General features: G+C 59.9%; 7 protein-coding genes. 4 read left to right on the plus strand and 3 right to left on the minus strand.

What is annotated here, in order from left to right; all coding sequences use genetic code 11:
• Nucleotides 1-30: 30 nt before the first annotated feature.
• Both AB1J88_RS29110 and AB1J88_RS29115 read left to right on the plus strand, forming a co-directional pair.
• Nucleotides 31-633, plus strand: a complete 603-nt coding sequence (locus AB1J88_RS29110) for a DsbA family protein (RefSeq protein WP_186448459.1) — start codon at nt 31-33, stop codon at nt 631-633.
• Nucleotides 626-2,443 (plus strand): ABC transporter ATP-binding protein, encoded by a 1,818-nt coding sequence (locus tag AB1J88_RS29115; RefSeq protein ID WP_430292636.1) that lies wholly within the window; start codon nt 626-628, stop codon nt 2,441-2,443. Before AB1J88_RS29110 ends, AB1J88_RS29115 begins: the two co-directional genes overlap by 8 nt.
• On the opposite strand, the gene AB1J88_RS29120 is transcribed toward AB1J88_RS29115, so the two are convergent.
• Complete coding sequence (locus AB1J88_RS29120; RefSeq protein WP_430292637.1) at nt 2,444-7,069, minus strand: deaminase domain-containing protein; 4,626 nt, start codon at nt 7,067-7,069, stop codon at nt 2,444-2,446. It lies immediately after the preceding gene.
• Between the two features lie 174 nt (nt 7,070-7,243).
• On the opposite strand from AB1J88_RS29120, the gene AB1J88_RS29125 reads away from it, so the two are divergent.
• Both AB1J88_RS29125 and AB1J88_RS29130 read left to right on the plus strand, forming a co-directional pair.
• On the plus strand, nt 7,244-9,703 hold the full coding sequence (locus AB1J88_RS29125) for an EAL domain-containing protein (protein ID WP_222018719.1): 2,460 nt from the start codon (nt 7,244-7,246) through the stop codon (nt 9,701-9,703).
• A 79-nt stretch (nt 9,704-9,782) separates the two neighbouring features.
• Nucleotides 9,783-10,544, plus strand: coding sequence for a TenA family transcriptional regulator (locus tag AB1J88_RS29130; protein WP_217436895.1), 762 nt, complete (start codon nt 9,783-9,785; stop codon nt 10,542-10,544).
• Nucleotides 10,545-10,682: 138 nt separating this feature from the next.
• On the opposite strand, the gene AB1J88_RS29135 is transcribed toward AB1J88_RS29130, so the two are convergent.
• Nucleotides 10,683-11,609: a GGDEF domain-containing protein gene (locus AB1J88_RS29135; RefSeq protein ID WP_222018721.1), complete on the minus strand. Its 927-nt coding sequence runs from the start codon at nt 11,607-11,609 to the stop codon at nt 10,683-10,685.
• Nucleotides 11,610-11,971: 362 nt separating this feature from the next.
• Nucleotides 11,972-12,712: a YciK family oxidoreductase gene (locus AB1J88_RS29140; protein WP_003226924.1), complete on the minus strand. Its 741-nt coding sequence runs from the start codon at nt 12,710-12,712 to the stop codon at nt 11,972-11,974.
• Nucleotides 12,713-12,813 lie beyond the last annotated feature (101 nt).

The raw sequence follows: 12,813 nt of genomic DNA on the forward strand, positions 1-12,813 counted from the left end.
ACTGCGCGCCTGCTCTATGTGATGGATCCGATGTGTTCCTGGTGCTGGGGGTTCGCTCCGGTCGCCAAGGCATTGGTCGAGCAGGCGCAGGCAGCGGGAGTGGAGCTGCATCTGGTGGTCGGCGGCTTGCGCACTGGCAGCGGTGCGGCGCTGGAACCGACCACGCGGCGCTACATCCTTGAGCACTGGCAAGCGGTCACCGAGGCCACCGGTCAGCCGTTCAAGTTCGACGGCGCGTTGCCTGACGGTTTTGTCTACGACACCGAACCGGCCTGTCGCGCAATCGTTACCGCGCGCAGCCTGGCACCGGATTGTGCGTGGAAACTGGTCGGCCTGATCCAGCAGGCGTTTTACGCTGAAGGTCGCGATGTTACCCAGGCCAGTGTGCTGGTGGAGCTGGCTGAAAAGGCTGGCGTGCCGCGCATCGAATTTGCTGCCTTGTTCGATCATGCCGACCAACACAAAGCGACTCAGGCGGATTTCACTTGGGTGCAGGATTTGGGCATTGCCGGATTCCCGACCCTGCTCGCCGAACGCAATGGCCAACTGGCCTTGCTGACCAACGGCTATCAACCGCTCAGTGAGCTGTCGCCGTTGCTCGGCCGCTGGCTGGAGCGCGCAGCCTGTGCCTGACCGGGCCGATGACACGCCAGCCGTAAAGCGTGTCGACCGGCTGAGCTGGGCAGAAGTCCGGCGCCTGGCACTGCATCACAAAAAGTCCCTGTGGATCGCTAACGGCGTGGCCGTGCTGGCGACGCTGTGCAGCGTGCCGATTCCGTTGCTGTTGCCGTTGCTGGTGGACGAAGTCCTGCTCGGCCATGGCGATGCCGCGCTGAAAGTCATGAACCATGTGTTGCCGTCGATGTGGCAGCAGGCGGCGGGCTACATCGGTCTGATGCTGCTGGTCACCCTGACGCTGCGTTGCAGCGCCCTGTGTTTTGGCGTGTTGCAGGCGCGGCTGTTTGCCCGGCTGGCGAAAGACATCGTCTACCGCATTCGCGTGCGCCTGATTGAACGCCTCAAACGTATCTCCCTCGGCGAATACGAAAGCCTCGGCAGCGGCACCGTGACCACGCATCTGGTCACTGACCTCGACACCCTCGACAAATTCGTCGGCGAAACCCTCAGCCGGTTTCTGGTGGCGATGCTGACCCTGGTCGGCACCGCGAGCATTCTGGTGTGGATGCACTGGAAACTGGCGCTGCTGATCCTGCTGTTCAACCCGTTGGTGATCTACGCCACGGTGCAGTTGGGCAAGCGAGTCAAGCACCTGAAGAAACTGGAGAACGACAGCACCTCGCGTTTCACTCAGGCCTTGAGCGAAACCCTCGATGCGATCCAGGAAGTGCGCGCCGGCAACCGTCAGGGCTTCTTCCTCGGGCGACTCGGCTTGCGCGCACAGGAGGTGCGTAACTACGCGGTCAATTCGCAGTGGAAAACCGACGCGTCGAACCGCGCCAGTGGTCTGCTGTTTCAGTTCGGCATCGACATCTTCCGCGCGGCGGCGATGCTCACGGTGCTGTTCTCCGACCTGTCGATCGGGCAGATGCTCGCGGTGTTCAGTTACCTGTGGTTCATGATCGGCCCGGTCGAGCAACTGCTCAATCTGCAATACGCCTACTACGCGGCGGGCGGCGCGTTGGCGCGGATCAACGAACTGCTGGCGCGGGCTGACGAGCCGCAGTACCCGGGTGGCGTCGACCCGTTCAAGGGCCGTGAAACCGTGGGCATCGAGGTGCAGGGGTTGAGCTTCGGCTATGGCGACGAGTTGGTGGTGGATCAGATGAACCTGTCCATCGCTCCCGGTGAAAAAGTCGCGATTGTCGGTGCCAGTGGCGGCGGCAAGAGCACGCTGGTGCAGTTGCTGCTCGGGTTATACACGCCGTTGTCCGGTACCATTCGTTTCGGCGGTTCGACCCAGCAGGAAATCGGCCTGGAGCTGATTCGTGAAAACGTCGCGGTGGTGCTGCAGCATCCGGCGCTGTTCAACGACACCGTCCGCGCCAACCTGACCATGGGCCGCACCCGCAGCGACGAAGCTTGCTGGCAGGCGCTGGAAATCGCTCAGTTGGAAGCGACCATTCGGGCGTTGCCAGACGGTCTCGACAGCATCGTCGGACGTTCCGGCGTGCGCCTGTCCGGCGGTCAGCGCCAGCGTCTGGCGATTGCGCGGATGATCCTCGCCGAGCCGAAAGTGGTGATCCTCGACGAGGCCACCTCGGCCCTCGATGCCGCTACCGAATACAACCTGCATCAGGCCATGGCGCGCTTTCTCAGCGGCCGCACCACGCTGATCATTGCCCATCGCCTGTCGGCGGTGAAGCAGGCCGATCGCGTGCTGGTATTCGATGGCGGGCAAGTGGCCGAGGATGGCGACCACCAGCAACTGATCGCCGACGGCGGCCTCTACGCCAAGCTCTACGGCCACTTGCAGCGTCTGTAATCAGCCCCACAGCACTTGCAGCGCCGCCTCCCCGCCGTCATGGCCAAATTGCTTCATTACCACCGAACAGGATTCGCACGGGCGCATGGTCGTCGCGATGTCGACCGAGCGGATCTCCTTCGGATCGGGGTATTTCTCGCGCAGCACGCTGATCAGCTTGCTTTCGCTGTCCAGCGAGGTCGGCCGGCTGGTCTGCGTCGGCTGATAGGTTTTCAGATCCTTGATGGTCAGCGGCACGGCCAGCAATTGCCCTTGCTCGGTGACCTCCAGCGAGGTGCGCGGGAAGGCCGGGTTGTAGTCGATGTTGATGTAAGTGGTGTTGCCGATCCGCACATGATTGGCGCCCATGTGGCGAAACAGCGGCAGGCGCTGGGTGCTGCCCTGAGCGCCGGAAACGCTGACGTAGACTTCCCGTTTGCCGCTGGCCGTGGTGACTTCGGCATAGGCGATGTTACGTGCGTTGAGCGGCCGTTCACGCACGGGCAACAGGTTGTGCAGTTTCTGCATGGCACTGTCGATACGCAGTGCTGAGTTGTTGTTGGCCGGGTTGATCGTCGGTGACAGGAACAACGTGTCGAAAATCTCTGCGGTTTTCTGCCGAAAGGCTTCCGGCGCTTCCTTGCTGCGCGCCCACGTGACGGCGCCTTCGGGCAGACGGGTGACGATCATCCGCGTCGAGTGATCGAACATCAGCGCCTCGCCCGGGCTGGTGTCGACTTTCAGCCATTTCAGATTGTTGGCCGGACTGGCTGTGGTGCCGATGGGAATTGCGATCTGCTCCATGGTCTTCATCGCGCGCTGCACCGATTCGAGGCCATGGATGCGCACGATGTTGTTGGCGTGCAGCGAGCCGGTGTAGACGGTCAGCAATTCCGCACCGAGACTGCCGTCGGCCAGTTCGGCGGGAGCCAGGCGTTTGAATGTCAGCTGCCTGCCCGGGACTTCGCCTTTGGCGAAAGTGGCGAGGTAGTACTCATGGTTGTTGACCCGGAAAAATACATGGGTGGCCGAGTCGTCGATGGCCGGCAGCAGCACTGCGCCGACCTGATGTGAATCATTGATCCCCTCGTAGGTACCGCCGGTTTTTATCCGGGCATAAATACCTTTGCGAAACTGCAGCGTGGCTTGAATCTGTTGTCTTGGCACCAGCCTGCCCTGATTGAAGCCCAGACGACGCAGGTCACCGGTGAACAGCCGCGGGCGGTTATCGATGATTTGATAAAGCTTGGCATCGACCGCCAGGAACGTTCCTTCTTGCCGGGGCAGGGCGGCGGGCTCCGAAATCCGCTCGCCAAACCACGGCGCGTAACCTTTTTCCTTGTCGATCGTGCCAAGGCCGGGTGTCGGAGCCGGTTCTGCAGTGACGTAGCTGACGCGGCAGTCGCCCGCGCCCGGTGCGCGACGTACCCGGCATGGCAGCAGCGTCCAGTGCTGACTGTCATCAAGCAGATCGACCCGGCGCAGTTCATCGCCGTCGAGTCGATAGGGCACATCATCGATCAGTACTGTGGTGCGTCCGCCAGCCTCGGGCATGAGTTCGATGCGCGTATCGCGCGCCAGCTCGATATCGAGCTGATTGTCGGTTCTTTTCACGACGCTGTAGTGCGAACGCCCCAGCGAAAAGTCGTGTTCGTGTGCGAGCAACTGAGGCCCGTAAGGACGGTCGGACAGCGGATCAAGCAGGTGATACCGGGAATCGCCGACAGCGACGTTGCGCACCGGCACATCGTCAATGCCTTTGACCACGGCCAGATGATCGGCAGGGTTCAGTGCTTTCCAGCGCCCGGCATCCAGTGCCTGAGGCAGGCTGTGCATCAGGTCGTAGTCAGTGCTTCTGCCGGCCAGTTTTTTCAGGCGCATGACGGCGCGGTGTTCCAGATGCGCCACGGCCCGCACTGCGCCGATTGCGCCTCGGCCGCCAAGCTTGAACAAGGCAGGCGCAGCGTCCAGCGGATTGAAGTTTCTCAAGCTCGAAACCAGCAGGTTCTTCGACAATTGCGCCATGCGTGGCAGTGCGACGCGAATCGCCATTTTTCCTGCCACTGCAGCGAGGCGGATGCTGCCGGCAACAAACTTGCCCAGGGGAATCGCGAACGAGACGATATCGAGGAACAGGCCGAGTACGCCCAGTGCGCGTTTCTCCGGGCTGTCCGATTGCAGGTCTTCGAGACTGCCCCAGAACGGAATAAATCCTTTGAGGGCATGAATCCAGTGCGTTTTGCTGTTGTCTTGTTCGAAGCGGGTTTTTCCCCAGGCGTCGCTGCGCAGCGCCTGTTCGTCGACATAGAACAGCTGCGTCGCGATGACAGAGGCGATTTGCGCAGTGCGCGGCGAGGTGAAGCTCAGGTTCGGCGAGCTGTCCTGATGGGCCGCCGGGATCATCGAAACCGGAAGGGGCTCGCCCAGTGGTTCGAGGATGGCGATGCACATGGCGTCGGTGGCGGGGGGCGAGCCGTTCCAGTGTGCTTCTCGATCGAATGGCAGGCGGCGGGCGACGATGCGAGTGATGCTCTGCGCCCTGGTGCGTCCACGTTTCGGCGGCAGTGGTGGCAATAACACACCGCCCATTTGGGTGCTATCCAGATCTGTACGTTGGCGAATGATGCCGGCGCGCGGCAGGCATTCGTAGAAGCGTGATATGCCCTGATACGTCACTTGCAGAAAGAAACCCATGCGTGCCCGAAGCGGCAGGAGGTTTTCCGGTGTTTCCAGGTGAGCCTCGATGTGCCGCGTCTTATCCCTGAGGCTGTGAATCCTCACTTCGCCGTGTTCCAGTGCCCGGCGGTCAGCCCACGGCAGAGTGACCAACAGCGACTTGATCAAATATTCATAGGCTTTGCGGGTCTTGCTCAGATAATCGTCGAACTGCCGATCGAACACTGTCCTGATATCGGGCAGGGTGCACTTGCTCGGGAAGCGTGAAACACGTTCGCCTGGTTGATGTCCGGTGTCGACAAAACCACTGTGCAGGTTGCCTTCCGGATTCAGGCTGATCCATTCGCTGGCGTTGCGGCCATCGCTGCTGACGTACCAGCGCGTGTCGTTGTTCAGCCCGCCAGAGGCATAGACCTCCAGCAGCGGCCAGGTGCGCAATGCCACTTCCTCGGTATCGATAATGCTGCGTCGGGCACGGTTGCGCGCTGAATGATGGTAGCGCTTGAGGCGAATCGTCGTGTGATCGTACAGATCGTTGGTCAGCGCCTTGTTCAGTTCCTGTTGCGCCAGGGCGAGTCTGCGTGGCGGCTCGATGTCCAGTTGCAGGATCGCCGCGTTCAGTTGTTTCTCATGGTCTTCCAGAGCGTTCAGCGGCGCGTGACCGTTGGAGGCTTCGCTCGCGACAGCCAGCGCTCCGGTGGCTGCGGTCCAGGTACGTGCGGCAGCCACGCGGGTCATGGCGATCAGGGTTTGCAGGTCGCTGCTGGCGTTGTGACTTTTGTGCAGCGGTAGATCGACCAGTTGCTGAAAGCTCAAATGCTCCAACGACCGTGGATCAAGGGCATGAGCGAGGTGCACGCCATGCACGAAATTGACCCAGACTACCGAGCTGGCGTAAGGCAGGTCGTCAGGGATGTCGCGCACTTGAAATTCCGGTCCGAATTGCGCCAGACAGACCCATCCCAGCAGGTGTTTCTCGATCGTCGTCGAGGTTCGGTGAGAATCCTCCAGATGCTGTAAAAAGTCCCGGCGAATGGTGGCGTAGCCGGCTCCGTAGTGAGCGCGTTGTTCGAGCGCAAAACCGGCCACCTCGGTTGAGCTGCGGTTGCCGGGCAGGTCGTACCACAGGCACAAGGCTTCGAGCAGTAAACGCAGGCCGATATCGGGGACGGTCAGTTCATCGGGGCGGGCGCCGTACCATTGCAGCCTTTGCAGCAAGCGCTGGCCCAAGCCATGGGCTTGGGGGGTGTCGAGCAGGCGCTCCAGGCAGGTGGCGGGCTGCTGCTCCAGTTGCTGGACGGTAAAAGGAGGCGTGACTTCGCTGGCCAGACTGTCAATGGCCGACAGGGGTTTACCGATGAGCCAGTCGCCCATCACGTCGTGAATCGCGGCTTTGTCCTCGTCGTTCATCAACACCGCGAGCGTCGGGTGATGTCGCAGATTCAATCGGTGGCTGGCGCGCTGTTCTTCGACTTTGCCGATCAGCCGGGTCAGTGCCGTGGCGTCCGGTGCGTCCGCAAATGTGAACCCGGACTCACGCAGCAGTTGTGACAGCGGCTGCAGCCTGTCGGAACGCAGGTGTGCGCCTATACTCAGCAACGCTCGCTGAAACGCTTGAAGGCTGCTGGAGGCCTGGCTGACGCTCTCGATGACATAACGGGCGACGCTGCCATCGCGACGGTTGAAGGAGAAGTTGCATTGATCCGCCGTGGCGTCGACTTGCAGCAGGGCTCCTCTGGAGGTCTGCAGATACGCGGTCAATAGCGGTTCGCCGCTGTTTTCGAACAGCGTTTGCAGCATGTTTTGCGCCTGCTCTTGCGCTGCGCCCAGGCGTGAATGGGCCTGGGGCGCCAGGTAGCAGGACTCCAGTGAAGTCGAAGCGTCGAGGACCGCGCGCAGGGCAGTGATCATTGCGCGGTATTCGTCCTGTTGGGCAGTATGGCGTTGCAGCGCGGTTGTAAGTGACTGCATGGAAAACGGCTCTGGATGATTGAAAGCCGTCAGTGTCGAAGCATCGCGCACCTCGGGTGCGGTACTTATGTATCGTCGGTTGCAAGCTTCCTGGCTTGCCGGAAGGGGGAACGCCCCCTAGTCTGGCTTTAGCGGTTTCCCCTTGATGATGGCAGTACGTGCGCAAAGGACCTCATGAAGCAAAAAAGGACACTCGGAACGCCACGGTTGTTGGGCATCGTCTGGCCATTTATTGCCGTCGTGTTATTTCAGGCGTTATTGGGGGGCGTGAGTCTCTACGTCCTGTCGGCCGTGCGTGGCTATGTCGCCGGTGAAAGTCTCTGGTCCAAGGGCCAGAAGGACGCCATCTATTACCTGAACCTGTATGCCGACAGCCGTGACGAGGCGATCTTCCTCAAGTACAAGGACGCGATTGCGGTGCCCCAGGGCGGTCACCAGTTGCGTCTGGCGCTGGATCGTCAACCACCGGATCTGCAGGCGGCGCGGGAGGGGATTCTCAAGGGTGGCAACCATCCCGATGACGTTTCGAGCCTGATCTGGCTGTACCTCAATTTCCGTCATTTCAGTTATCTGGAAACAGCGATCGACCGCTGGACCATCGGCGATGCCTATCTGGTGCAACTGGACAATGTCGCGCGCGAGATGCATCAGGGCATCAGCGAGAATGTCGCGACGCCGGCTGATATCCAGCACTGGAAAGCGCAAATCTTTGCCATCAATGACGGTGTAACGCCGGCGGCCAAGGCTTTCAGCGATGCCTTGGGCGAAGGCTCGCGGATGATCCTGCGCCTGCTGCTGTTCACCAACCTGGCCACGGCGCTGGGGTTGATCGTGCTGGCACTGTTGCGCACCCACAAACTGCTCAAACAGCGCCATGCCTTTGCCCAGGCGCTGCAGCTGGAGAAGGACCGGGCGCACATCACCCTGCAATCGATTGGCGACGGGGTCATCACCACTGATGTCAATGGTGCGATCGATTACATGAATCCTGCGGCAGAAGCCATGACGCACTGGAAGTCCGAGCATGCGGCGGGGCTGCCTCTGGCCGCGCTGTTCAATCTGCTGGACGACAACGCGCAGGCAGAAGGGCTGACGCTGATCGAGCATATCCTCAGCGGGCAACTGGTCGGCGGCAGCGAACATTCCAAACTGATTCAGCGCCTGGACGGCAGCACGGTTTCCGTGACGCTGGTGGGCGCACCGATCCGCAATGCCGAGAAAGTCAGTGGCACAGTGTTGGTGCTGCATGACATGACTCAGGAACGGCAATACATCGCCAACCTGTCGTGGCAGGCCACCCACGATGCTCTGACCGGTCTGGCCAACCGCCGCGAATTCGAATATCGCCTGGAGCAGGCCCTGCACAATCTGACGCGCCAGCCCGGTCGGCATGCGCTGATGTTCCTTGATCTGGACCAGTTCAAACTGGTCAACGACACCTGCGGCCATGCCGCTGGCGATGAGTTGCTGCGGCACATCTGCGCGCTGTTGCAATCGGGCTTGCGCGAGAGCGACACCCTGGCACGGCTGGGCGGCGACGAGTTCGGCATCCTGCTGGAGAACTGCGCCCCGGACGCTGCCGAGAAAATTGCCGAGAGCTTGCGTCAGACTGTGCAGAACCTGCACTTCGTGTGGAAGGGGCGACCGTTTCTGACCACGGTGAGTATCGGTCTGGTGCACATCGCCCAGACCCCGACCACCCTCGAAGCCTCATTGCGTGCAGCTGACATGGCTTGCTACATGGCCAAGGAAAAGGGCCGTAACCGGGTGCAGGTTTACCACGCAGATGACTCCGAACTGTCTCTGCGCTTCGGCGAAATGGCCTGGGTGCAACGCCTGCACATGGCTCTGGAAGAAGACCGCTTTTGCCTTTACGCCCAGGAAATCGCGCCACTGGGCCCCGCAGCTGATGGCGGCGGGCACATCGAAATACTCTTGCGTCTGCATGACGAGGCCGGGCGGATGATCCTGCCGGACAGTTTCATTCCGGCGGCCGAACGTTATGGCCTGATGAGTCAACTGGACCGCTGGGTTGTAGAAAATGTTTTTAAAGTCATTGCCCAATGTATTGCCGAACAACATCAAGGGCCTTTGGCAATGTGTGCGATTAATCTTTCAGGCATTACTATCGGAGATGACGCGTTCTTGCACTTTCTACGTGAACAGTTTGTTAATTACGCCATACCTCCTGAAATGATTTGTTTTGAAATTACCGAAACCAGTGCAATTGCCAATCTTGGGAGTGCAATTCGATTTATTAATGAACTCAAAGGCTTAGGTTGTTACTTCTCGCTTGATGATTTTTGTGCCGGAATGTCTTCATTCGCTTATCTGAAACATTTGCCTGTAGACTTCCTGAAGATCGACGGAAGTTTCGTAAAGGATATGCTGGACGACCCGATTAACCGCGCAATGGTCGAAGTGATCAATCACATCGGGCATGTCATGGGTAAGCAGACAATTGCCGAGTTTGTAGAAACAACCCAGATCGAGCAGGCATTGCTTGAAATCGGGGTGGATTACGCTCAGGGTTACGTCATCGAACGCCCGCAGTTGTTTACCTGCGACAGTTTGCAAAGTCGGCCCGCCAGACCGCAGCCGTTGTTATTCAAGGCGCCTGGCACGTTCCGTTGAAATCTCTTGCCGATCCTTACAATCACAAATCAAAAGGAGCCGAACAGTGATCGACACATTCAACCGAACCGGACCACTCATGGAGGCTGCAAGTTATCCCGCCTGGGCGCAACAGCTCATTACGGATTGCAGCGAGAGCAAGCGCCGGGTTGTCGAACATGAACTGTACCAGCGCATGCGCGATAACAAGCTCAGCGCCAGGACCATGCGCCAGTACCTGATCGGGGGCTGGCCGGTCGTTGAACAGTTTGCGTTATATATGGCGCAGAACCTGACCAAGACCAGGTTTGCCCGCCATCCTGGGGAGGACATGGCGCGCCGCTGGCTGATGCGTAACATCCGTGTTGAACTCAATCATGCCGATTACTGGCTGAACTGGAGCCGCGCGCACGGCGTCAGCCTTGAGGATCTTCAGGCTCAGCAAGTGCCGCCGGAACTGCATGCGCTGAGTCACTGGTGCTGGCATACGAGTTCGGCGGATTCGCTGATCGTCGCCATCGCCGCCACCAACTACGCCATCGAGGGCGCGACCGGGGAGTGGTCGGCGCTGGTGTGTTCCACTGGCGTGTACGCTGCGGCGTTCCCGGAAGAGGAGCGCAAGCGGGCGATGAAATGGCTGAAGATGCATGCCCAATATGACGACGCCCATCCATGGGAAGCGTTGGAAATCATCTGCACGCTGGCGGGGATGAACCCGAGCCAGGCATTGCAGACCGAGCTGCGCCAGGCCGTGTGCAAGAGCTACGACTACATGTACCTGTTCCTTGAGCGCTGCATGCAGCTGGAAACCACGGAGCGCGCGATCCACGGTCGTGAACGTCTGGCGTTGGCAGAGAGCTGATTCAAGGTCTGAGGTGTAGCAAAAATGTGGGAGCGAGCCTGCTCGCGAAGACGGCGCTTCAGTCAGCACGGTTTTGACTGATTCACCGCTTTCGCGAGCAGGCTCGCTCCCACACTGCTGTCTGCTGTCTGAGAGTATTCAGCCAGCCATTGCCAATCGATTACGCCCTTCGCGCTTGGCCACGTACAGCGCACTGTCGGCCCGACGCAGCAGACTGTCCGCTGATTCACCCGGCAGCAGAGTGGAGCAGCCAAGGCTCACGGTCAGGTCGATCAATTGGCCGTCGGCGAAGTACTCCTCAGCCTGCGCGGCATGGCGCAATCGCTCGCCAATCATCTGCGCCGCTTCCCGGCCGGTGTTCGACAGCAGGATCAGAAACTCTTCCCCGCCATAGCGAAACACCATGTCGACGTTGCGCAACTGGCTCTTGATCGAGGCTGCCACCGCTTTGAGCACGTCATCACCGGCGCTGTGACCGTGGCTGTCGTTGACCCGTTTGAAGTGGTCGATGTCGAGCATCAGTACCGATAGTGGTTGCAGGTGCCGACGTGACATGTCGATCTCGCGCTGCAGGGTCTGCTCCATGGCGATCCGGTTGCCGGTTCCGGTCAGCGGATCGCGTAACGCACTTTGCGTGGCGGCGCGGTAGAGCAGGGCGTTGCGCATCGGAAACAGCAGCGACGACAGCAGCGATTCGAGGTTGCCCTGATCCTGCTCGCTGAAGCGCTGGTTGCGGCGAAACACCAGCTCGCCCAAGTGCTCGCCTTCGTGGCTGAGGCTATAGCTGACGGAATGGTGACCGCGGGCGCCGAATTCCAGGCGCAGGTCGCTGCCTGAATGCACATAACTCAAGGCGTCCAGTGGCACCAGGCGCTGAACTTCGCGAAAAAACAGACCGAGGATTCGTTGCGGCTCAAGACTGGTTTGCAGTTGCAGGCTCATTTGCTGGCGCAGTTGCGCGAGGCTGGCCGGGCGTTCCAGAAGCGGAGGCAGCTGACCAAAGCCCAGGCGTTGCAATTTGGCACTGTCAAAGTCAATTGCATTGGTCTGGGAAGGTGATTTCATATGGCGTGAGCCCCTAAGCAGTAAGTCTGTCTTACAGGCTGGGTGAGAGCGGCTATGGGCTGCGCGTCATACTGATCCATCAGTCCCGTAGGACATTTGGCGTAAGTTTAGTCTGCCGGATGTCGATTAGTCAGCTATCGAAATCGGCCTTGCCCCAGTGCCTTCACACGGCGTGCTTTGAGAGAAATTAGAGCGAAAGTCGTGCCATTCGGTTCAGGATAATTAAAACCGTTATTAATCAATAGGATGGCATTTTGCTTTAGGCGGGAGTGGCAGATATTTGACTGGAATATGACATCGAAAAGCGGCAAAGGTGTGCCGCGACGGTAATCCGCCACGGCAACAAAAGCGACGTATGGCAGTTATTGCGCGTTGAATGCCTGGCCATTGATGCCCGTACTGTCCGGGCCCATCAGGTACAGGTACACCGGCATGATCTCTTCCGGGGTCGGATTGTTCAGCGGGTTTTCCCCCGGATAGGCCTGTGCGCGCATGCTGGTACGCGTGCCGCCCGGGTTGATGCTGTTGGAGCGCACGGGTGCTACGCCATCGACTTCGTCGGCCAGCGTCTGCATCAAGCCTTCGGTGGCAAACTTCGACACACCGTAGGCGCCCCAGTAGGCCCGGCCCTTGCGTCCGACGCTGCTGGAGGTGAACACCACCGAGGCATCCTGCGACAGCTTGAGCAGCGGCAGCAAGGTGCTGGTCAGCATGAACATGGCGTTGACGTTGACCTGCATGACGCGCATGAAGTTTTCGCCGGACAGTTGCTCGATCGGCGTACGCGGCCCAATGATCGAGGCGTTGTGCAGCAGGCCATCGAGATGGCCGAACTCGGTTTCGATCATCGCCGCCAGCTCATCGTATTGATGGGGCAGGGCGGTTTCCAAGTTAAACGGGATCACCGCCGGTTGTGGGTGGCCGGCTGCTTCGATTTCGTCGTAGACCTGCGTCAGATTGGCTTCGGTCTTGCCCAGCAACAGCACGGTAGCGCCATGGGCGGCGTAGGTTTTGGCAGCCGCCGCGCCGATGCCGCGTCCGGCACCGGTGACCAGAATGACCCGGTCCTTGAGCAATTCGGGACGGGCGGTGTAATCAAACATAAAAACCTCACAATCCATTCATGAAGACCTGCTTCCTTGTGGTGAGGGGATTTATCCCCGACCGGCTGCGAAGCAGTCGTGAAACCTGCGTATCGAATCGA

It is taken from the genome of Pseudomonas sp. S8 (assembly GCF_050473925.1).
GTDB lineage: Bacteria > Pseudomonadota > Gammaproteobacteria > Pseudomonadales > Pseudomonadaceae > Aquipseudomonas > Aquipseudomonas parakoreensis.

Excerpts from the sequence above, each read along its gene's own strand:
- AB1J88_RS29110 (WP_186448459.1), top strand. The coding sequence starts at position 31 with ATGTGTTCCTGGTGCTGGGGGTTCGCTCCGGTCGCCAAGGCATTGGTC.
- AB1J88_RS29120 (WP_430292637.1), bottom strand. The coding sequence starts at position 7,069 with ATGCAGTCACTTACAACCGCGCTGCAACGCCATACTGCCCAACAGGAC.
- AB1J88_RS29125 (WP_222018719.1), top strand. The coding sequence starts at position 7,244 with ATGAAGCAAAAAAGGACACTCGGAACGCCACGGTTGTTGGGCATCGTC.
- AB1J88_RS29130 (WP_217436895.1), top strand. The coding sequence starts at position 9,783 with ATGGAGGCTGCAAGTTATCCCGCCTGGGCGCAACAGCTCATTACGGAT.
- AB1J88_RS29135 (WP_222018721.1), bottom strand. The coding sequence starts at position 11,609 with ATGAAATCACCTTCCCAGACCAATGCAATTGACTTTGACAGTGCCAAA.
- AB1J88_RS29140 (WP_003226924.1), bottom strand. The coding sequence starts at position 12,712 with ATGTTTGATTACACCGCCCGTCCCGAATTGCTCAAGGACCGGGTCATT.